Origin of the sequence: Granulicella sp. 5B5 (genome assembly GCF_014083945.1) — a bacterium.
Classification (GTDB): domain Bacteria; phylum Acidobacteriota; class Terriglobia; order Terriglobales; family Acidobacteriaceae; genus Granulicella.
The window spans coordinates 2,231,526-2,251,202 of sequence record NZ_CP046444.1; the positions used below are offsets into that span (position 1 = coordinate 2,231,526).

The following is a 19,677-nucleotide window of genomic DNA, read 5'->3' on the forward strand; positions in this document are numbered from 1 at the left end:
CCGGGGAGTTACTGCGGCGACGGTTCCACGAGGACCGTCGCCGCTTTGCTTTCGTTGTTGTTGCCGTCGACGGCGGTGACGCTGTAGCGGTAGGTAGTCGCGGGGTCGGCGGTGGGGTCGTGGAAGCTGGGTTCCGGTACGGGGGCTTGGTTAAGGCGGGTGCGGGCGGAACTGCCGTCGGCGGGTTCGCGGTAGATGTTGTAGCCGGTGAGCGGCGCCGCAAGCGTAGGTGTGGTGTCGGCGTCGGAGACAGGCTGCCAGATGAGGTCAATGGCGTAGTGCGGGGTTTCCGCAGAGCCAGACGTGGCTGGCGGCGTGAAGCCGGTGGCAGCAAGGCTGGTTGGCGTTGCGGGTGGGTAGATAGGGCGGAGGGTGAAGTCTATCGGTGTCGAAGGGATGCTGCGGAGCTCGACAGTGTGCGTACCGAAGGTGAGGATGAGGCGGCGTTCGGCAGTGTAACGGTAGGGAGCGTTAGCGGTTACGGTGGCGTCGAGTGTGCGATTGGCGGAGTTGGCGTTGAGCCAGAGGTCCGTGGTGTGTTTGGTTGTGGGTGCGAGGGCAGTGCGGTGGAGCAGCACATCGCCGGAGGCGGTAGAGGACCAATCGAGCAACGCGCCGGAGCGGGTGCCGGTGGCGCGGAGCGCTTCGACGGGGGCAGGTGCAGGGCCGGTGGCGGTGAAGGCCGTGTTGGAGGGGCCGGCAGATTTGCCCTGGGGGCTGAGGAACTCGACCTGGTAGCGAAGCGGATGGGGCTGCCCGGTAGTGAGACCGGTGGGCAGAGACTCGTGCCAGATGAACGCCTTCGGGTCGGTTGCCGTGAGCGGGATGTCTAGTGTGGCGACGGTGGTGCAGCTGCCGGTCGTCAGTCCGCGGCAGACCGTGCCGTGAAGCGTGGTGTGGTGGTGGCGCGGATTGTAGAGTGGCAGCTTGTCCGTTGAGCGATGAGGAACAGTGAAGCGGAGTTCGACTGTGTTGCCGGTGCGGCTGACGGTGAGATCAGAGACGGGTTGGGGCAGGTTGAGCGAGGGTGCTCGGGGTGGGCCGGGGCTGGCGCAACCTGCGGCGAAGAGTGAGCCGATGGCGAGGGCGGCGAGTCCCCGAAAGCGACGGTGCGAGGGGACAGAACGTGCTGGCCGACGGATAAAACCCATGCGTTCGAGCGTAGCATCCGAGCCTGAGAATGAGCTTGATGTTAGCGAATTCGTAGAAGTACAGGTAGGCGAGGGCCTGTTCTGGTGGGTATTGTGAGTTTGAACGTGGCAGGCGGTTGATGTTGAGCCCGGCGGTGAAGATTTCGGTGGCGTCCAGAGCATCTTTTCGTGCCACTTCAACATCTGTTTACGTGACGAAGTGAGCGGTCCCTGAGAGCGAACTTCGAAGGAACGAAGCATGGGCGTCTATCCCGGAACGATCACCGAAGCGTCAGTCCCTCCAATGAAGCGCAGCCGCGAGTTGGCTGAGGGCAAGGTGTCCGCACAGATGCTGCCGCCGGGTGAGGTGGACGTTCTGGACGAACCACCGGTGAGCGCTGAGGCTGCCGAAGAGTTCATCGAGAGCAAGCGGATCGGGGAGCGGATCAAGTATCTGCGGCAACGGAAGCAGATGGGGCTAGTGGAACTGGGCCGCCATACGGGGCTTTCAGCAAGTTTTCTGTCGCAACTGGAGACAGGGCGCGTGGTGCCTACGCTGCGCAACCTGGCGCGGATTGCAATGGTGTTCTCCAAGGACATGAGCTACTTCTTCGAGCCTGAGCGCCCGGAGTTGTTCCGGATTCTACGTGCCGGTGATCGCCTGCGGCTGCCGCAGACCGGAGCGGACGAGCCGGGATACTACTTCGAGAGCCTGGGGCAGGTGCCTGTGGAACAGACGATCACGCCGTACATTGCGGAGTTTCTGCCGGCGAACGAGAAGCGGGTGCCGAAGAGCCATCGGCATAGCGGGAACGAGTTCCTGTATGTGTTGTCGGGCGAGCTGAAGCTGGAGCACGACTCCCAGGTGGATGTGCTGGCTGAGGGAGACGCGGTGTTCTTCAACGCGGAGGCCGTGCACAGCTACGAGAAAGCTGGTGGCGAACAGTGCTCGGCGCTGATTCTGACGATGCCGGAGCCGCTGCGCGGAGTCCATGCCGGAGCCCGGATTTCGATGGTGGCCGGCGCTAAACCGGTGGCGAAGAAGTAGGTGCTATTGGTGACCCTCCCCCCGGTTTTGGGGCTAAGATCCGCAGCGGATTGGGGTTAGGCTTGTATACCCTTTGGTGCGCACTTTTGTCGTAAGCAAACATTCTGGTGGTTATGCCTTTTGGCCAAACTGGATTTTCAAAGAACAAAGGCCCGGCGGTTGCCGAGCCTTTCCTGTTCCTATTCTATCGTGCGTGTCAAGCGTTGTAAGTGACATTCTAAGCCTGACGGCAACCAAGAGGGCGATGGCTTGATGCCGTCGCCCTTCTGCTTTGGGGTGTGCTTTTTTTCGCTTTGGCGATGCGAATTAGCTTTGGCTCGCGGCAGCCAACCGGTCGCCGGGGGACCAGCGGACGGGGGCGTCGCGGCGAGGGTCGTAGAAGAGCATGCGGCCGCAAGTTTCGCAGTGGAAGACGGTATTGGCGAACTCGCCGTGAGGGTCGCGGTTGGTGAGGTCGTTCCAACGCTGCGGGCGGACCATCATCTGGCAGGCGGAGCACTTATGGTCGATGGCCTCAGAGAGGGCGGTGCCCTTGGCCTTGGCAATGCGGTCGTAGCTGGAGAGGAGCGATTCGCCGGCGTCGGTGGCGGCGATGGTCGCGCGCAGTGTGGCGCGTTCGGATTCGATGCCGGCGATGGTGGATTTGTGCGCGGCGGTGAGGCTGGCGCAGCGGACGCGCTCGGTGGCGAGTGCGGCGGTGTTGGTTTCGACGGCCGAGATGGAGGCGGCGCGTGCGGTCTCGAAGGCGTCGGTGCGTTCAAGGGAGGCGAGCTCTTCGTCTTCGGCGGTGGAGATGACCTGCTCGGAGAAGGTGATCTCGTGCTCAAGAGCGGCGATCTGCGCGGCGTTGGCGGCGGTCTCCATCTGCTTGCGGAGGCGGGCGATCTTGTCGCGGCGGGAGGCGATGTCGAGCTCGTGGGACTTGCGGAGGGACTCTTCTTTGAGGAGTGAGGCTTTGGCGCTGGCGAGGGCGGACTCGGATTTGGCGAGGGTGGCTTCGCAGGCGGCGACGCGGCGCGGGGCTTCGGCGAGCTCTTCGCGGAGGCGCTTGAGCTCGAGGTCCTGGGCCTGGAGGATGACGAGGTTTTCGAGATCGGCGTTCATGTTCGGGCCCCTTCTGCAGCGCGGTGGCGCGAGAGGTTCAGGCTACCACGCTGGGCGCGGCGAAGGAGGTGGCGCCAGGGTGCGTTGGCCCGGAGCGGCCATGCACGTGCTCGTGTTTATCTAGAGGGGTGACAATGAGTGCGAAGCGCAGCGCCGGATTGCTGATGTACCGGAGAGATGCCGGGAACCTGGAGGTGTTTCTGGTGCACCCGGGCGGACCTTTCTGGGCGAAGAAAGATAAAGGCTCCTGGACGATCCCGAAGGGTGAGTATGGCGACGATGAGGAGCCACTCGCAGCCGCGCAACGCGAGTTCCAGGAAGAGACGGGCTTTGTAGCGGCTGCACCGTTCGTCGAACTCGGTTCAGTTCGGCAAAAGAGCGGCAAGCTTGTAACCGCATGGGCTTTTGAGGGTGACTACGATCCTGTAGACCTCGTGAGCAATACCTGTGAGATTGAGTGGCCGCGCGGATCTGGAAAACGGCTGGAGATTCCTGAGATAGACCGGGGCATGTGGTTCTCGCTTGAAAGCGCCCGAATCTACATTCGTGAGGAACAGGTGCCATTCCTCTATTCATTGCAGGACTGCCAGCCCCGTTCTGGATAGAGGGGCGGGGAAATACCTCGATTGTGTCTTGCTTAGAAACCGTCTTTTTGGTGCATTTCGTGAATCCCGGGCGCTTCCGTAGAATCTGAATCAGGACCACAGATGGCCAGTGCAACCACAACATTAGACTCAGTTCCTGAATCGAAACCTGTCCCCGCGGCGCAGCCGTGGCGGCCGAGCATCAATCCGTGGATTGTTGCCATGACGGTGACGCTCGCGACGTTCATGGAGGTGCTGGACAGCTCCATTGCGAACGTGAGCCTGCCGCATATTGCGGGCGGGCTGGGCGCGACGCAGGATGAGGCGACGTGGGTGCTGACCAGCTACCTGGTGGCGAACGCCGTGATTCTTCCGGCGGGCGCGTACATGACCACGTTCATCGGGCGCAAGAAGTTTTACATGATCTGCGTGGCGCTGTTCGGGATCTCGTCGGCACTGTGCGGCTTGGCGCCTACTCTTGGCCTGCTGGTGTTCTTCCGCGTGTTGCAGGGCGCGGGCGGTGGCGGATTGGCACCGAGTGAGCAGGCCATTCTGGCCGATACGTTTCCGCCGGAGAAACGTGGGCAGGCGTTCGCGATGTATGGCCTGGCTGTCGTTGTTGCGCCGGCGATTGGGCCTACGCTGGGCGGCTATATTACCGACAACTTCGACTGGCGATGGATCTTCTATCTGAATGTGCCGATCTGTCTGCTGTCGCTGTTTCTGACGTCGAGAATTGTGGAAGATCCGCCGTGGGTATCGCAGCAGGTGAAGGAGACGCAGCGTGAGGGCATCAAGCTGGACTTCTTCGGCTTTGGATTGCTGGCTGCGACATTCGGCTCGCTGGAGTTCATCCTGGACAAAGGCCAGGAGGACGACTGGTTCGGTTCGCATGTGATCATCTTTTTTGTGGCGCTGATGATCGTGGCGTTCGTCGTGATGATCTGGTGGGAGCTGAAGGAGCTGCGCGAGAATAAGCGGCCCATCCTGAACCTGACGCTGTTCAAGCGACGGCAGTTTGCGATCAGCTTCATCCTGATGTTCGTTCTGGGCTTCAGCCTGTATGCGACGACGATTCTGATTCCGCAGTTTGTGCAGACGCTGCTGGGGTATACGGCGGAGCTGGCGGGACTCGTGCTGTCGCCGGCAGGGCTGGTGATGATGGCGATGATGCCCGTGGTGGGCTTTCTTTCAGGCAAGGTGGACCCGCGGAAGCTGATTGGCTATGGGTTCGTGATGCTGACGCTGAGCCTGGTGTGGATGGCGAACCTCGACCTGCAGCTGAGCTATGGTCAGCTGGTGTTCATGCGCATCTTCCAGGCGTCGGGGCTGGCGTTCCTGTTCATCCCAATCAACACGATTGCGTATGTGGGCGTGAAGCAGAGTGAGAACAACGATGTGTCGGGATTGACGAACCTGGCGCGAAATATCGGCGGGTCGTGCGGCACGGCGTTTATGGCGACGATGCTGACGCGGCGGTCGCTGGCGCACGAGACGTCGATGGTGCGGTCACTGGGGCCGCAGAACCCGATGTATCGTGAGCAGCTGGACTCGCTGGCACGGGCGTTCAAGCCGGGGAATGGTGTCACTGCGGCGGGTGCCGGACCTTCGATTGGAGCAATGCACCAGGCGCAGGCGTTTATGTATAACCAGATGCTGCGGCAGGCAGGGGCGCTGGCGTATGTGGACATCATCCGCTACCTGACGATCTTCTGCGCGTGCATGATTCCGCTGCTGTTCTTTATTCCGCGGCCGCCGAAGAATGCGAGCGCGAGCGCGGGACATTAGGAGCGCATGCCTCAGGAAGCATGCAGGTTCCTGGCTTTTCTCCATTCAGTCATTTTCAGCAGAGCAGGGATGTTATTCACTCTCATCAAAGGTACTCGCACGCCATAAGGCGAGTTTTTCCCAATCTGAGGGGAAGCCCATGTGCCTCAGAGATATGTGAGGAGAGTCTGGGATTGTCTTGAGATGGGAGCGTAGACGTTCTTTCCAGGTGCTGCCAGGATGCACGAATCGGAGCATATATTGCAGAACTGCGGCCACTGCATAAATACGACGTTGCGCCAAAGAATCGGTTGCCAGGTGTTCAAGCAATTCGAGTTCACCAGGTTTTGAAGGGCTGGGTTGCTGAACGAGTGGGCGATTCCAGAGTCTCTCGTGGTGGGCACAGACGTTTCTGACAAAGTTGATGCTTTGAGCCCAGCTAGAGAGGAACCGCCTTTTGGGAAGACGGTACAAACTGGAAAGCCGGTCCAAATCGGCGGATTTCATGCCATTCAGCACCGTACTTAGGGTGCCGAAATCCCACAGTTCTATCGACATCCAAATGGGTAAATCCGATGAATACTTTGAGCGGAAGTGTTCGGCAAATTCTTCCCTCGATCGGCGGAATGCATCGTCCAGTTTTTCGATGAATCTGGCGTGCGGTGTAGCGCCATCGCTATCCGGCGCTGAAAAGTAACGATTATAGGTATTAGCGTCACGATAGGAAAAGGCACCATAAGTACCCAGGGTCAAAGCGACTTCAACTCGAAGTCCTACTTCTATGCGCTCAATGGCGTCTAGAAAAAGTAAACGGAGTTTCTTGTCGAATACATACAACTCCATGATTGTAGAGAACTCGGTATGAGGCCGGAAATGCTCATGTATATGCTCAGTTTCGCTACCATCTGGATTCCGACGGAGTTCGCGCTGCCTGAACGGGTATGCGTACCCGCTAAGTCTGTAGTATCCGATCCTGTGAAGGCAGGCTTCAGCTTTCCTGGTATCCGTAATGAGCATTCCACGGCCACGTAAGAGTTCTAGCTGCTCAGTCACGGAAAGATAGGGCTTTGAATAGCTGCTGAGGCTCAAGGATGACATTCTCGTTCAAATAGGAAGGCCGACCCGTACGCTTTCGCGCAGTGGAGTCGGCCGTATACACATATGATGCACTGCCCACCCAGAGGTGTCCACAAAATTTGGACACCTCTGGGTCAAAACAGAACCGAAGTAACCAATTTTCCTAACTTCCTCTAGTTATGCGCCGTGAGACTGTTTGATGGGAAAAGGATTGCGCTCGTCGAATTGGACCTGGTGCCAGTAGGGATAGGCGAGCGGGACGGTGCTGGCTTCGTCGAGCTTGGCGACCTGCTCGGTTGTGAGCGACCAGCCGGAGGCATCGAGGTTGGCGCGGAGCTGCTTCTCGTCGCGTGCGCCAATGACCAGCGTGCTGATGGTGGGGCGCTGGAGGAGCCAGTTGAGGGCGATCTGCGGAACGGTCTTGCCGGTTTCGGCGGCGACGGCGTCGAGCGCGTCGACGACCTTGTAGACGTACTCCCAGTCGGGCGTGGGGCCTGCGTCGGTGACCATCTTGCTTTGGAGGCGTGAGCCTTCGGGCAAGGGCTGGCCGCGGCGGATCTTGCCGGTGAGGCGGCCCCAGCCGAGCGGGCTCCAGACAAGCGCGCCGACGCCCTGATCGAGCGCGAGAGGCATGAGCTCCCACTCGTAGTCGCGGCCGACGAGCGAGTAGTAGACCTGATGGCCGACGTACTTTGCCCAACCGTAGCGCTCGGAGACAGAGAGCGACTTCATGAGGTGCCAACCGGAGAAGTTGGAGCAGGCGATGTAACGGACCTTGCCGGAGCGGACGAAGTTGTCGAGGGTTTCGAGGGTTTCGTCGACGGGGGTCGTCGCGTCGAAGGCATGCATGTGGTAGACGTCGATGTAGTCGGTGTTGAGGCGCTTGAGTGAGCCTTCGAGCGCTTCGATGAGGTGGTAGCGTGAGCTGCCGGCGTTGTTGGGGCCGACGTTGCCGCCGCGGAAGGTGGCCTTGGTGGAGACGAGGATGTCCTGGCGCTTGAGATGGGCCATGGCTTTGCCGAGGACCTCTTCGCTGTGGCCGTCGGAGTAGATATCGGCGGTGTCGAAGAAGTTGCAGCCAGCCTCCATGCAGATGTCGAGGAGATGGGCAGCTTCCTTGTCCTGGGTGGCGCCCCAGGACTTGAAGAACTCGTTGCTGCCACCGAAGGTGCCGGTGCCGAAGCAGAGCTCGGGAAGTTTGAGGCCAGAGCGGCCGAGGGAGCGGTAGTTCATTTGCGACTCCAATGTTTGGCTTGTGGGGAGGGAAGCACCTTGCGGTGCACGTGGACAACTGCTGTTTGGATGCGGAAGACAGAGAAACGGCGCAGGCCGCGACCTCAACAGAATTGTATGGCGTATACGGCGCCATTGGCATAGCCGGCTTCGCAGACACCACACATTTCCCTGACGAATTTTGGAGTTGCGCAGTTTGTCGCCCAAAGGAGCTCCCTTATGCCCGCAATGGCTGCTTCGCCCACGTTTGCAAACCCGCACCGATTGAACCGCAATGCGGACTATGTGTTCTCTTGCGCCGTGGTGCTGCTGCTGATGATGGTTGTATGCCTGACGCGGATGCCGCTGGCGATGAGCCACCCGTGCACGCAATGGTGAGCCATCTGCTGTAAGGCGTTTAGCGAGGCTGGGCGAGCGGGCTGGCGGTGAAGTCCCGGGAGAGACCGAGGCGCTTTGCGGTGGCGTCGAGCGCGGCCTGGGTGTGGAAGAAGAGTTGGGGCGTGCCGGGTGTGGGCGGGTTGGAGTGCGGGTAGAAACGGACGACGATCTCGGGGTGTTTGACGGAGTCGTCGATGCCGTTAGTGAAGGGGTAGCCGAGGGCCTGGAGAAGATGGAGTGAGCCTTCGTTGCCGGAGGGGTTGCCGTCGTCGCCGACGATGCCGAAGACGGAGCGATGGGTGCGGCGGGAGTAGACGGCAACGAAGTCGCCGAGATGCGCGCCGCGGCGGGTGGCCTCGTCGCCGAGGACGATGTAGTTGATTTTGGTGGCGTCAACGTAGCGGCGCGGGTCGCTGTCTTTGTTGTTGGCGGGGTCGGTGAAGGCGGTTTGCGAGATGTAGTCGCCGGGGTAGGGGTCGTGCGGTCCCTGGATGACGGGGACGGTGGGGTGGTCGTCTTCGGTGAGAAAGCCGACGATCTCGCCGTGCCGGCGGCGGCGGTAGTGGGCGTCGCGGAGGTTGTCGAGGGTGTGGTGGCCGGGAGGGCCATAGGCGTTGGGCGCACCGTCGACGTCGACGTCCATGCGATGGGTGAGGAGCTCGAACGAGGGACGCGCGGATGACGAGCTGTGCTGAGGCGGAGCCGCCAAGGCGATGGCCATAAAGAGGGCCGGGATGAGAGCACGACGATACAGGGTAGAGGCTCCTGATGGCTTAGACGCAATGTGCCGCACAGAAGATTTTAGTGACAGATGAGATATTCACCGGGCGGAACCACTTTCGATCCATGGAGGGAGACTGCGAGGGACCAAGGATAGAGAATAGAGGGCAGGGCACGATAGAAGTACAGCCCATATTTATGAAAGAGAGAGTGTGCTAATGACAGAGGATACAAGGGCAGCTATCAGCAAGGTACCCGAAGTGACGCTGATGTTCTGGATCGTGAAGATCCTTGCGACCACGCTGGGTGAGACCGGCGGCGATGCGCTTTCGATGTCGTTGAACCTGGGTTATGCGGTGAGCACACTGATCCTGTTTGCGCCGTTCATCGTACTGGTGGTGCTGCAGGTGCGCGCGAAGCGGTTTCACTCGTGGCTGTACTGGATGGTGATCGTCGGCACGACGCTCGCCGGTACGACGATGGCGGATTTTGCGGACAGGTCATTGGGTATCGGGTACCCGGGCGGGACGTCGGTCCTGTTCGCGCTGGTGATTGCTTCATTGCTGGTGTGGAGGTTTGCGGTGGGCACGGTATCGGTGAACAACATCGTGACGCACAAGGCGGAGATGTTTTACTGGCTGACGATCCTGTTCTCCAATACGCTGGGTACAGCGCTGGGTGACTGGACGAGCGAAGGGACAGGGTTCGCAGGCGGCATATATCTGTTTTTCGGACTGATTGGCGTGGTGGCGTTGCTGTACTACTTTACGAAGATCAACCGGACGCTGCTGTTCTGGATGGCGTTTATTCTTACGCGTCCGCTGGGCGCGAACATGGGCGACTTTTTGACCAAGCCGCACGCGCAGCAAGGATTGGACCTGAGCCGCTTTGCGGCGTCGGGAGTGATTGCAGCGGCGATGGTGCTGCTGCTGACGATCTGGCCGCAGAAGGCTGGGCTGCATCCGGGTGAGCCGATCAGCTGAACCGCCAATGGGCCCACGCCATCCCGAGGTTGCTGCTGCGATGGACGCGGCAGCAATGAGGTCGAGAGGCTACGGCGCAACGGGAGCGGGCAGGTGCGGTGTCCTTGTGGGCGCTGCAAGCCCGAAGAACATGACGAGGTTGTTGTACCCTCGTTGCCGACCCAGATGTTGCCGCGATCTTGCCGGTTTCGAGGGTGTTGGTGGTGGGCAGAATCCGCCAGGGATACTGGCCCACATGGGGAGGAGGTTAAATTGTGCAGGCGGCCCGTAAGCCGAATTCTGTTTTAGACGATCATTCCTCTAGGCCATGCCTTACGGCATGGCTCCAGCAACCTACCCGCAGGTTTCGGTACAAGCTCCACTATCCTGGGCGTGACGGGCCGTCGCGCGCTCGCCGCAGAAGTGGTTGCGGCGCTCTCCCTGCCTATTTGGTCTTGCTCCGTGTGGGGTTTACCGTGCCGTTGGTGTTACCACCAACGCGGTGGGCTCTTACCCCACCGTTTCACCCTTACCGTCTCTTGCGAGAAGGCGGTCTATTTTCTGTTGCACTGGCCGTCTACGCGCCTTGAAGCGCGCATCCCGGACGTTATCCGGCACACTGCCCTGCGGAGTTCGGACTTTCCTCCCCCATTCCCTTGCCGAGGCTCGGGTCTGGCAGCGATCGTCCGGCCGCCTGCACTTGAGTTCAGTGTAGCAGCGGGGATTGGCCGATGGGGGATTTTCAGCGGACCCGGCCCGAGAGTGGTGCCGGTGCTGCGACCTCGGATGCAGGTGCTGGTGGAGATGGCGGGCGTGGGGCGGTAGGTGGCTAGAGTGGGTAGAGGTTGAGCTCGGGGAAGTCGCGGCTAAAACGTTCTGTGTCGGTTGTCATGAGGCGATCAGCCCTTAGCAGTGCATGAGCGCCTATCAGGAAGTCGGCGAGAATGCGTCGAGGTTGATCTCCGGCCGACTTGCGACGTCGCCTGGCATAAGCAGCGTAGCGCAAGCCGGCCAGTGTCCAAACTTGCTCAGGCAAGTTCCAGTCAACACGGATGCCTGTGTCGGCTAAAAATTCATGCACTTTGGACTCTGAAAATGCTGGATGAGCCAAGGATTCGGCGTATACGGCGGGAGAGATAACAAGTGCACCTTCCTGGCTGGCCTTGGTTAGGCCACTAAGGATGCGAGGTGCTGCCAGTTCGCCCGTCCAGATAGCGGACAGGATGTTCGTATCGAGTGCGGTCCTCATTCGTAGGGCACATCGTCATCGCGCATATCTGCGACCCAAGCATTGATTTCTTCGACATTCTTGAAGTACGGGGCGACGCCAACCCATTTTGCAAAGGGGTTTTCTTCCGGGTGTGCGGGCTGCACAACCGTCGCGCCGTCTTTTTCTATGAACTCGACACGATCACCACTGTGGACACCCAATCGCTTGCGTACCTCGATGGGGATAGTGACCTGGCCTTTGCTGCTGATGGTGCTGGATGGCGGCATCTTTACCTCCGCGATTCAAGTAAAGAATAGCTCTTTTTCAGGAGAAACTGCAAGGAAAGTCGGCATCGTTCGCTCTCACTTGAGTGTTGTCGAGGCCATTAAGGCGTCGCTGGGCACGGTGATGGAACTCGCGGCAGGCTGCCAGCGTAGACTGAAGCTGGAGCCCCCAGATGGAGAAAAAAGAGGCACTGATGATTGCGTTGCAGTCGCTGTGGGCGAACAAGCTGCGCAGCGTGCTGACGATGCTTGGGGTGATTATCGCGGTGGGGAGCTTGATCGCGGTGGTGACGCTGATCAATGGCGCGAACTCGTATGTGGCGAACAAGATCAACAACCAGGGTGCGGACGTTTTCACGATCTCGCAGCAGCCTGCGTTCACGACGAGCTACAAGGAGTATGTCAAGTACCAGAAGCGCAAGATCATCTCGATGGACCAGTACAAGACGCTGCAGCAGGAGTGCACGGAGTGCAAGCAGGTGGGCGCGCTGCAGTCGACGGCAGGGTCGGTGAAGTACAAGGCGCAGCTGAGTACAGGGACGCAGATCCGCGGGTATACGTCGGAGATGCCGGAGATGCAGAACCTGAACATCATCGAAGGGCGGAGCTTTACGCCGGCTGACGATCAGCATGGCGCGCATGTGGCACTGATCGGGTATGACATCTACGAGAACCTGCTGAAGTTCGAAGACCCGATGGGCAAGGAGATCCGGGTGGACGGCGTGCCGTACACGATCATCGGGCTGGGTGAGAAGCAGGGCAAGACGCTGGGGCAGAGCCAGGACAACTGGGTGGGGGTGCCGCTGACGACGTTCCAGAAGACGTATGGGGCGGCGAAGACGCTGACGATTTATGCGAAGGCCCCGAGCGGCGCGGATGCGATGGAGGCGGCGAGCGACCAGGCACGGTTGCTGATGCGCGAGCTTCGGCATGACAGGCCGGGCGAAGAGGACAGCTTTACGCTGGAGACGAGCGACGCGCTGGCGGGGTTGTTTGCGCAGATCAGCAACAGCATTGGCGCGGTGGCGATTGCGATTGCGGCGATCTCGCTGGTGGTGGGCGGCGTGGTGATTATGAACATCATGCTGGTGAGCGTGACGGAGCGGACGCGCGAGATCGGCGTGCGGAAGGCGCTGGGCGCGAAGCAGGCTGATTTGTTGCTGCAGTTTCTGATGGAGTCGGCGACGCTGTCGTTGATTGGCGGCGTGTTTGGTGTGGCGCTGGGGATTGGCGCGGCGCTGGGCGTGTCGGCGGCGGTGGGGTTTCCGGCGACGGTAGCGTTGTGGAGCGTGCTGGTTGGGCTGTTCGTGGCGTTGGGTGTCGGCGTATTTTTTGGGGTTTACCCTGCTCGCAAGGCTGCGGCGTTGGACCCAATCGTTGCGCTGAGATCGGAGTTTTGAGCGATGGCGATGAAGGCGGTTGATCAACGCGAGTCGATCAAGATGGCGATCGATACGCTGCGCGCGAACAAGATGCGGTCGGCGCTGACGATCCTGGGGATTGTGATTGGCGTGATGACGGTGATTACGATCTCGTCGGTGATCAATGGGTTGAATGCGTCGGTGTCGAACCTGGTGTCGTCGTTTGGGACGAATGTGCTGTGGGTGTTCCGGTTTCCGGTGATTGGGGTGCAGCCGACGGCAGAGATGCTGGCGCGGAAGCAGTTGACGTTCGATGACATGCTTGCGGTCCGCGAGCTGCCGCATGTGGTGGCCTCGGATGCAGCGCTACAGTATACGAACTACCAGTTCAATGCAGGGTCGGTGGTGGCGAAGTTCGGGCGGCGGAAGGTGGACAACGTGTCGCTGGAAGGCGACACGCCGCAGAACGCGGTGGTGTACGACAAGGAGATCACCGAAGGCCGCTACTTTACCGACACCGAGTCCGAGCGCGCGGCCGATGTGACGGTGATTGGGCATGACCTGGCGACGAGCCTGTTTGCAGGTGTGGACCCGCTGGGGCAGCCGGTGATTATCGACGGGCGCACGTTTACGGTGATTGGGGTGCTGGCGAAGCAGAAGACGGCGTTCGGTGGCGGCAAGAACCCGGCGGACAGCTATGCGTTCTTTCCGCTGTCGACGTTTCATAAGCTGCATCCGGAGATTCTCGACTACTGGATCGCTGCGAAGTACGACGACCAGAAGAACAAAGAGCTAGTGACCGACGAGATCCGCGAGCTGTTGCGGCGGCGGCGCAAGGTGCGCAATGAGAAGCCGGACAATTTTGCAATCTTCGGGTCGGACTCGATCACGCGGCTGTGGAACCAGCTGACGGGCGCGCTGTTTGCGCTGATGTTCGGCCTGAGCGCCGTGGGCCTGATGGTGGGCGGCGTGGGCGTGATGAACATCATGCTGGTGAGCGTGACGGAACGGACGCGCGAGATCGGTGTGAGAAAGGCGATCGGCGCGACGAAGAAGACGATTCTGCTGCAGTTCACGGTGGAGGCGGTGGTGCTGTGCGCGGTGGGCGGCGTGATCGGGATTGCGCTGGGGTCGCTGTTTGCGCTGGCGCTGAGTTTTCTGATCTCGAGCTCGATGAGTGTGCTGTGGGTGCTGGCGGCGTTTTTGTGCTCGTGTGCGATTGGGTTGATCTTTGGGATTTATCCGGCGTACAAGGCGGCGAGTTTGAATCCCATCGAGGCACTGCGGTACGAGTAGCGCGGCTACACTGATGAGTGTGAATACTGTCGCCATTTGGGTGGAGGGCGCGGCTGCGTTGTTGGCAGTTTGTGGCATGGCCTATGGGTTGATTGCGCTGTGGGCTGCGCGGGCGTTTGAGCGCGATGTGAAGCGTGCTCGCCGGCTGGTGAGTGAGCCGGAACAGTGGCCGGGCGTGACTGTGCTGAAACCGATGAAGGGTGTGGATGCGCGGATGTATGCGGGGTTGGTGAGCCACTGCCGGCTGTCGTATCCGGGCGAGGTGGAGCTGCTGTTTGGCGTGAGCTCGCTGGATGATCCGGCGGTGGCGGAGATTGCGCGGCTGCGGGTTGAGTATCCGAAGGCGGACATTCGGCTGGTGGAGTGCCCGGAGGTGCTGGGGGCGAATGGGAAGGTGTCGAACCTGGCGCAGATGGCTCCGCAGGCGCGGCATGAGTACCTGGTGGTGAATGACAGCGATATCCGCGTGGCGCCGGAGTATCTGCAGCGGGTGATGACGCCGTTTGCGTTTTCGAGTGATGACAAGCGTGTGGGGCTGGTGACGCTGCCGTATGTGGGGAGGGCGCTGGGTGGGCTGTGGTCGAAGCTGGAGTCGCTGGGGATTGCGACGGAGTTTATGGCGGGTGTGCTGACGGCTCGGAAGCTGGAAGGCGGCGTGAAGTTTGGACTGGGGTCGACGTTGGCGACGACGAAGAGTGCGTTGGCGGCGATCGGCGGGTTCGAGTCGCTGGTGGATGAGCTGGCCGATGACTATGAGCTGGGTGCGCGGCTGAGCGCGGCGGGCTATCGCGTGGAGCTGATTGCGGAGGTGGTGGAGACGAGCGTGCCGGCGTACTCGCTGCGCGGGTTTTGCGAGCACCAGCTAAGGTGGTCGCGCGGGGTGAGGGACTCGCGCAAAGCTGGGTACCTGGGGCTGGGTGTGACGTACATGGTGCCGTGGTCGCTGATGGCGGTGATTGCGAGTGCGGGCTCGTTGTGGAGTGTGAGCCTGTTGAGCCTGGCTCTGCTGGTGCGCTATGCGGTGGCGCTGACGGTGGGTGTAGGTGTGCTGAATGATGTGCAGGTGGTGCGCTTCGCCTGGCTGCTGCCCCTGCGCGATTGCTTCGCGCTGTTCTTCTGGGTGTGGAGCTATGCGAGCGATGAGGTGGTATGGCGCGGGCAGCGGTTCAGGCTGAAGGATGGGCGGCTGGAGCCGGTGCAGATGTAGCCGAGGTAGAGCGGCAGGTTTTTATGACATCTCAATGACAACCTTGCCGTTGGCACCTGAGGCCACGATAGCGTGTGCTTCGGCGATCTCTTGCGGCGAGAAGCACCGTTCATTCAATAGAGGTTTCAGCTTTCCTGCCTCCACCAATTTGCTTGCTTCGGCGAGGATCTCTCCGTGGTGCGCTGTCCCTTGTCCGGTGAGGAGAGGCAGCAGGGTGAAGACGCCTGAGTAGTTGGCTCCACGGAACGATAGCGGAGCCAGGGCGTGTGTCCCCCAGCCCAGGCAGCTTACGGCGTGGCCTGTATAACGCTTCACGGCTTTGAAGGAGGCATCCAGCGTTGCGCCGCCAACGGTGTCGTAGACGATGTCGAATCCGCGTCCCTGGGTGTACTTCGCAACATACTCTTCGACGGGCTCGACCGCGTAATCGATGGGTGTAGCTCCGAAGCCTCGAACGATATCGAATTTGCCGGCTGAGGTTGTGGCGTAGACATGTGCACCGAAGGCGCGGGCCAGCTGAACGGCGACGTGGCCGATGCCGCCTGCTCCTGCGTGAATGAGGACCTGCTGGCCTTCGGTCACGTGCGCTCGATCCACGAGGCCTTCCCACGCTGTGAGGACCGAGAGCGGCAATGCGGCTGCTTCGCGCATCGAGAGAACGCTGGGCTTGTGCGCGATAAGGCTTGCGTCGACAGCGATGTATTCGGCGAGGGTTCCCTGATGGTTGCCAACTCCGCCGACCATGCCGTAGACATCGTCCCCGCGGTGAAACTGCGAGACATCGTCACCCACCTCTTCGATGGTGCCGGCCATATCCAGGCCGAGGATGTTCGGCAGTGGCTGCTCGGCATGGGCGGCCTTCGCGGCGCGAATTTTCGTATCGAGCGGGTTTACGCCGCTTGCATAAATGCGAACCAGGACTTGCTTGGAAGTGAGAATTGGCCGGGGAGAGTCGGATTCGATAAAAGGGCCGTTCGGCTCATGGACGATATAGGAGCGCATGGTCCCTCTAAGCTATCGGGATTTGTACAGAGGGAGCAAGAGGCCCGTCAGCTTTGCAGGTCGTCGGGGGTGCGGATGGTGGTGGGTTGGACGTGGTCGTGGATGTCGGCGACGAGGTCGGAGAGGTAGTGGAGCTTGCGGCTGAGGGCCTGGATCTCGGCTTCTGCACGGCGGTTGACATCGAAGTCGAGTTCGGAGCGGACGCGGTCTTTTTTGTCCTGACGGTTCTGGCTCATCATGATGACCGGCGCCTGGATAGCGGCGAGCATGGAGAGGAAGAGGTTGAGCAGAATGTAGGGGTAGGGGTCCCAGCTCTTGTTGCCACGGATGTTGCTGAGGATGGTGTACGAGGTGAGCGCGACGGCGAAGAAGATGATGAAGGTCCAGGAGCCGCCGAAGCTGGCGACCATGTCTGCGATGCGCTCGCCGAAGGTCTCCTGCTCGTCGATGATCTCGTTGGGGTTGCGGTAGGCGCGGCCGGAGATAACTTTTTGTGCGTTGTGGATCTCGCCGGCGAGGACGGTAAGCATGTCGAGACCGGCCTGGGGCTTGGCGTTCATGAGGACGCTGATGTCGTTGCGGTCGATCTCGATGCAGGTGGTGGGTTCAAGGGCGATGGCGGTGGTGTGATGCGGCAGCCCTTGCAGCATGGAGGCGAAGCCGAAGAGGTCGCCGTGTTTGGGCTCGGAGAAGATGACCTCCTGGCCGTCCTCGTCGAGGAGGGTGACGGAGACTTCGCCTTCAAGCATGACGTAGGCGGGGCCGTTGGGGTCGCCGGCTTTGTAGATGCGCTGCTTGGCGGTGAAGGAGCGCAGCTCGACCTGCTGCGAGAGCACGGCGAGCTCGTCGGCGTCGAGGAGAGAGAAGAGCGGGACTTGGCTGAGTTCGTCGACTTTGCAAGGCATAAGAGGCAGACAGTAGAAGAGGCTAGGTACAGATTAGTGGTTTGGCTGGTTGCTGACGATCTCTTTGCCACCGTTTTTCACGAGAATGTAAACCGGGCCCGGGAGACGGGGCAACTGGTTGGGAGGATCGGTGAGCGACTGCCACATGAAGATACGCTGCTTGCCATTCCACTTTTGTGCAATGGATGCGGGGGTCTCGAAGATTTTTGGGGCGTCGGTGAAGAAGCTGCCGTACCAGAGATTGGAGCTGCGGCCTTCGAGGATGTGGATGTTGGTGCGCTGAAGGTAGAAGCCCAATGTGCTCCCCGCTTCGTACTCGCCGTGGATGCAGACGAGGTCCTGCGGCTGCAGCTGCGGCCGGATGGCGTTGGCGAGGTGCGCGCTGGTGAGGACGGGGGAGAAGATGGTGAGTCCCCAGAGGACGGAGATGAGGAAGCCGAAGGAGCCGGAGGCTAATGCGAGGTTGGCGGGGTGCGGCTTGTTGCGGAGGCGCAGGGCGAGTGCGCAGAGCGGGCCGAGGAAGAGCGCGCAGGCGGCGATGAGGAGCGGGGCTCGGAAGAGGGCGATGGAGGGGCCGGTGAGGTCCATGAAGTGGCCGAGGGAGAGCGCGTAGTCGGAGGGGTTTTGCGTGAGGAGAGATGCGAGGTCGGTGTTGGGCGACGGTGCGGGGGTGTGGAGGAGGAAGTAGAGGCTGGCGAAGAAGATGAGGGCGCCGAGGGTGAGAGGGGTGTAGAGGCAGCGGAGGGCGCCGCGGTCAGTCCCAACTGCAGGTCTCTGCACCCCAACGAGCCGAGAACGCTCGCTGGGGACCCCGCTCTCCGCTACGTCCGCGAAGAGCGCGGACTCCGGTCGAGATGACACTTCATGGGTGGCGGTTGCGGATCGAGTAGTGATTTCGTAATGAGTGGTTTGGGACGAAAGCGCAAGCCAGCCGGCGATGAGGATGGCGAGAGCTGGGAGTGCGGGGAGGACGTAGTACTCCTGGCGTGAGGAGAGAGCGAAGAAGAGCAGAACGAAGGCTGCCCAGATGGAGAGTAGAAGGAGGCTGCGTTGTTCGGGCACGAGGGTCTTTGTGCGGATGCGGGTGCGCCAGTCAGAGTTGCGCAGCGGTGTGGCCCAGGCTGCTGCTTTGAAGAGGAAGGCTGACCAGGGCATGAGCCAGAGGAGGCACAAGCCCCAGAAGAGCCAGAGGGGGGCGGTGTCGTAGTCGTGGGGGACGCGGAGGTTGAGGTAGCGGAGGACGTGCTCGTTCATGAAGTAGAACCAGAACCAGCCGCGTACGTTGCCGTCGGTGGGGAGTGGGACGATCCAGTGGCCCGCGAAGCCATGAGCGTTCCAGATGAAGTGGAAGGATGTGGGGTGTCCCTGCGTGGGGTTGGCGAGGCCGGCGAGGATGTGCCATGGGGTTGCGATGACGAGGAAGAGAGCGATGGAGCTGAGTGGGTGGAGCTGCTTGAGGCGTGTGAGGGTGCCGCGGAGGCCGCGCGTGGCGAGGTAGTAGAGTACTGCGATGCCGACAGGGAAGACGATGCCGATGAGTCCCTTGGTGAGGACGTTGAGCGCGCAGGCGAGGGCGAAGAGGTAACAGAGGGAGCGGTGGCGCGACGAGCTCGAGGCATACCCCATGGGCTGAAGTCCCTCATTTGTTTGCGCGGTATGAGACCCGAGGCTAAAGCCTCGGGGTACCTGAGTTGTGGCTGTAGATGAAGGCTGAGGGTACACACCTTGCGTAGATGAGATCCATTCGAGTTCTTCGGTGCGCCAGAGGGCGTACATGGAGAGGGTGATCCAGAGGCAGACCATCGCGTCGGGGATGAGCATGCGGGTGAAGAGGAACATGCCGAAGCTGGAGAGCAGGATGAGTGCGGTGTAGAGGCCGGCGCGCGGGCTTCTCTCCGGTTGCTCAAGGCTGCCAAACATGCGGCGGGCGAGGGCTTCTGCGGTGAGCGCGAGGCCGAGCATGGAGAGAGCGAGCGGGATGCGGGCGGCGGCGGCGAGGGCTCGTGGGGAGGTGGCTCCGAAGAGCATGGAGAGCCTCATGCTGGCGGCCATGAGCCAGTAGAAGAGCGGGGCCTTCTCGAGGTAGCGGATGCCGTTGGCGTAGAGGGTGACGTAGTCGTGGCGGAGGAGCATCTCGCGGGCGACTTCGGGGTGGACGGAGTCGGCGTCGTCGAGGAGTGGTGGGTGGAAGAGCGCGATGCTTGCGTAGAAGGCCAGCCAGAGAAGGACGATGGCGAGGAGCGTGGAGCGCGGGCGGGTGGGTGTCTGCGGCATCGTCTTTAGTGTAGTGGGGTGCATCTTTGAGCATCCGGAATGCAGGTCTCTCCGCTACGGCCTGCGGCCTTCGGTCGAGATGACACATCTATCCGGGTTTGTATGTGCGCGAGGTAGACTTGGCGTGTATGGGAA

18 protein-coding genes and 1 other RNA gene are annotated in these 19,677 nt (G+C 61.0%); 8 read left to right on the forward strand and 11 right to left on the reverse strand.

Features of this window, described 5'->3' with window-relative positions:
* Positions 1-8: 8 nt before the first annotated feature.
* Complete coding sequence (locus GOB94_RS09355; protein ID WP_182275679.1) at positions 9-1,151, reverse strand: hypothetical protein; 1,143 nt, start codon at positions 1,149-1,151, stop codon at positions 9-11.
* Positions 1,152-1,389: 238 nt separating this feature from the next.
* Between GOB94_RS09355 and GOB94_RS09360 the strand changes: the two genes are divergently transcribed.
* Positions 1,390-2,178, forward strand: a complete 789-nt coding sequence (locus tag GOB94_RS09360) for an XRE family transcriptional regulator (RefSeq protein ID WP_255483802.1) — start codon at positions 1,390-1,392, stop codon at positions 2,176-2,178.
* Positions 2,179-2,484: 306 nt separating this feature from the next.
* On the opposite strand, the gene GOB94_RS09365 is transcribed toward GOB94_RS09360, so the two are convergent.
* Positions 2,485-3,282, reverse strand: a complete 798-nt coding sequence (locus GOB94_RS09365; protein WP_182275680.1) for a C4-type zinc ribbon domain-containing protein — start codon at positions 3,280-3,282, stop codon at positions 2,485-2,487.
* A gap of 134 nt (positions 3,283-3,416) precedes the next feature.
* On the opposite strand from GOB94_RS09365, the gene GOB94_RS09370 reads away from it, so the two are divergent.
* Positions 3,417-3,887, forward strand: a complete 471-nt coding sequence (locus GOB94_RS09370) for an NUDIX domain-containing protein (RefSeq protein ID WP_182275681.1) — start codon at positions 3,417-3,419, stop codon at positions 3,885-3,887.
* A 102-nt stretch (positions 3,888-3,989) separates the two neighbouring features.
* Entirely contained in the window at positions 3,990-5,654 is a 1,665-nt protein-coding gene (locus GOB94_RS09375) for a DHA2 family efflux MFS transporter permease subunit (RefSeq protein WP_255483805.1), read from the forward strand.
* Between the two features lie 72 nt (positions 5,655-5,726).
* Here GOB94_RS09375 and GOB94_RS09380 read toward each other — a convergent pair whose 3' ends face one another.
* Positions 5,727-6,731, reverse strand: coding sequence for an Abi family protein (locus GOB94_RS09380; RefSeq protein WP_182275682.1), 1,005 nt, complete (start codon positions 6,729-6,731; stop codon positions 5,727-5,729).
* A 156-nt stretch (positions 6,732-6,887) separates the two neighbouring features.
* Entirely contained in the window at positions 6,888-7,943 is a 1,056-nt protein-coding gene (locus GOB94_RS09385) for an aldo/keto reductase (RefSeq protein ID WP_182275683.1), read from the reverse strand.
* Between the two features lie 219 nt (positions 7,944-8,162).
* On the opposite strand from GOB94_RS09385, the gene GOB94_RS09390 reads away from it, so the two are divergent.
* The gene (locus tag GOB94_RS09390; RefSeq protein ID WP_182275684.1) at positions 8,163-8,321 is read left to right on the forward strand and encodes a hypothetical protein; all 159 of its coding nucleotides are present in this window, start codon (positions 8,163-8,165) and stop codon (positions 8,319-8,321) included.
* Positions 8,322-8,340: 19 nt separating this feature from the next.
* On the opposite strand, the gene GOB94_RS09395 is transcribed toward GOB94_RS09390, so the two are convergent.
* Positions 8,341-9,042 carry a hypothetical protein gene (locus tag GOB94_RS09395; RefSeq protein WP_182275685.1) on the reverse strand — a complete coding sequence of 234 codons (702 nt, stop codon included), beginning with the start codon at positions 9,040-9,042 and terminating at the stop codon, positions 8,341-8,343.
* A 217-nt stretch (positions 9,043-9,259) separates the two neighbouring features.
* Here GOB94_RS09395 and GOB94_RS09400 point away from each other — a divergent pair, with 217 nt between their 5' ends.
* On the forward strand, positions 9,260-10,024 hold the full coding sequence (locus GOB94_RS09400) for a hypothetical protein (protein ID WP_182275686.1): 765 nt from the start codon (positions 9,260-9,262) through the stop codon (positions 10,022-10,024).
* A gap of 252 nt (positions 10,025-10,276) precedes the next feature.
* On the opposite strand, the gene rnpB is transcribed toward GOB94_RS09400, so the two are convergent.
* From rnpB to GOB94_RS09415, 3 genes are all read right to left on the reverse strand, one after another.
* An RNA gene (gene rnpB, locus GOB94_RS09405) (RNase P RNA component class A) lies at positions 10,277-10,701 on the reverse strand.
* Between the two features lie 131 nt (positions 10,702-10,832).
* On the reverse strand, positions 10,833-11,252 hold the full coding sequence (locus tag GOB94_RS09410) for a type II toxin-antitoxin system VapC family toxin (RefSeq protein ID WP_182275687.1): 420 nt from the start codon (positions 11,250-11,252) through the stop codon (positions 10,833-10,835).
* The gene (locus tag GOB94_RS09415) at positions 11,249-11,500 is read right to left on the reverse strand and encodes an AbrB/MazE/SpoVT family DNA-binding domain-containing protein (RefSeq protein ID WP_182275688.1); all 252 of its coding nucleotides are present in this window, start codon (positions 11,498-11,500) and stop codon (positions 11,249-11,251) included. The genes GOB94_RS09410 and GOB94_RS09415 overlap by 4 nt, the downstream gene beginning before the upstream one ends.
* Before the next feature lie 170 nt (positions 11,501-11,670).
* Here GOB94_RS09415 and GOB94_RS09420 point away from each other — a divergent pair, with 170 nt between their 5' ends.
* From GOB94_RS09420 to hpnI, 3 genes are read left to right on the forward strand one after another with little or no spacing between them, the layout of a single operon-like run.
* Entirely contained in the window at positions 11,671-12,897 is a 1,227-nt protein-coding gene (locus GOB94_RS09420) for an ABC transporter permease (RefSeq protein WP_182275689.1), read from the forward strand.
* 9 nt (positions 12,898-12,906) lie between these two features.
* Positions 12,907-14,154: an ABC transporter permease gene (locus GOB94_RS09425; protein ID WP_182275690.1), complete on the forward strand. Its 1,248-nt coding sequence runs from the start codon at positions 12,907-12,909 to the stop codon at positions 14,152-14,154.
* A gap of 13 nt (positions 14,155-14,167) precedes the next feature.
* Positions 14,168-15,361, forward strand: coding sequence for a bacteriohopanetetrol glucosamine biosynthesis glycosyltransferase HpnI (hpnI, locus tag GOB94_RS09430; protein ID WP_182275691.1), 1,194 nt, complete (start codon positions 14,168-14,170; stop codon positions 15,359-15,361).
* 21 nt (positions 15,362-15,382) lie between these two features.
* On the opposite strand, the gene GOB94_RS09435 is transcribed toward hpnI, so the two are convergent.
* From GOB94_RS09435 to GOB94_RS09445, 3 genes are read right to left on the reverse strand one after another with little or no spacing between them, the layout of a single operon-like run.
* Positions 15,383-16,363: a zinc-dependent alcohol dehydrogenase family protein gene (locus tag GOB94_RS09435; RefSeq protein WP_182275692.1), complete on the reverse strand. Its 981-nt coding sequence runs from the start codon at positions 16,361-16,363 to the stop codon at positions 15,383-15,385.
* A 47-nt stretch (positions 16,364-16,410) separates the two neighbouring features.
* Complete coding sequence (locus GOB94_RS09440; protein WP_182275693.1) at positions 16,411-17,268, reverse strand: DUF1003 domain-containing protein; 858 nt, start codon at positions 17,266-17,268, stop codon at positions 16,411-16,413.
* 33 nt (positions 17,269-17,301) lie between these two features.
* The gene (locus GOB94_RS09445) at positions 17,302-19,566 is read right to left on the reverse strand and encodes a phospholipid carrier-dependent glycosyltransferase (RefSeq protein WP_182275694.1); all 2,265 of its coding nucleotides are present in this window, start codon (positions 19,564-19,566) and stop codon (positions 17,302-17,304) included.
* Positions 19,567-19,677: the final 111 nt, after the last annotated feature.

Coding starts and splice junctions, on each gene's coding strand:
- GOB94_RS09435 (WP_182275692.1), bottom strand. CDS start 16,363: ATGCGCTCCTATATCGTCCATGAGCCGAACGGCCCTTTTATCGAATCC.
- GOB94_RS09385 (WP_182275683.1), bottom strand. CDS start 7,943: ATGAACTACCGCTCCCTCGGCCGCTCTGGCCTCAAACTTCCCGAGCTC.
- hpnI (WP_182275691.1), top strand. CDS start 14,168: ATGAGTGTGAATACTGTCGCCATTTGGGTGGAGGGCGCGGCTGCGTTG.
- GOB94_RS09400 (WP_182275686.1), top strand. CDS start 9,260: ATGACAGAGGATACAAGGGCAGCTATCAGCAAGGTACCCGAAGTGACG.
- GOB94_RS09360 (WP_255483802.1), top strand. CDS start 1,390: ATGGGCGTCTATCCCGGAACGATCACCGAAGCGTCAGTCCCTCCAATG.
- GOB94_RS09375 (WP_255483805.1), top strand. CDS start 3,990: ATGGCCAGTGCAACCACAACATTAGACTCAGTTCCTGAATCGAAACCT.
- GOB94_RS09365 (WP_182275680.1), bottom strand. CDS start 3,282: ATGAACGCCGATCTCGAAAACCTCGTCATCCTCCAGGCCCAGGACCTC.
- GOB94_RS09410 (WP_182275687.1), bottom strand. CDS start 11,252: ATGAGGACCGCACTCGATACGAACATCCTGTCCGCTATCTGGACGGGC.
- GOB94_RS09415 (WP_182275688.1), bottom strand. CDS start 11,500: ATGCCGCCATCCAGCACCATCAGCAGCAAAGGCCAGGTCACTATCCCC.
- GOB94_RS09420 (WP_182275689.1), top strand. CDS start 11,671: ATGGAGAAAAAAGAGGCACTGATGATTGCGTTGCAGTCGCTGTGGGCG.
- GOB94_RS09355 (WP_182275679.1), bottom strand. CDS start 1,151: ATGGGTTTTATCCGTCGGCCAGCACGTTCTGTCCCCTCGCACCGTCGC.
- GOB94_RS09390 (WP_182275684.1), top strand. CDS start 8,163: ATGCCCGCAATGGCTGCTTCGCCCACGTTTGCAAACCCGCACCGATTG.
- GOB94_RS09440 (WP_182275693.1), bottom strand. CDS start 17,268: ATGCCTTGCAAAGTCGACGAACTCAGCCAAGTCCCGCTCTTCTCTCTC.
- GOB94_RS09395 (WP_182275685.1), bottom strand. CDS start 9,042: ATGGCCATCGCCTTGGCGGCTCCGCCTCAGCACAGCTCGTCATCCGCG.
- GOB94_RS09445 (WP_182275694.1), bottom strand. CDS start 19,566: ATGCACCCCACTACACTAAAGACGATGCCGCAGACACCCACCCGCCCG.
- GOB94_RS09370 (WP_182275681.1), top strand. CDS start 3,417: ATGAGTGCGAAGCGCAGCGCCGGATTGCTGATGTACCGGAGAGATGCC.
- GOB94_RS09425 (WP_182275690.1), top strand. CDS start 12,907: ATGAAGGCGGTTGATCAACGCGAGTCGATCAAGATGGCGATCGATACG.
- GOB94_RS09380 (WP_182275682.1), bottom strand. CDS start 6,731: ATGTCATCCTTGAGCCTCAGCAGCTATTCAAAGCCCTATCTTTCCGTG.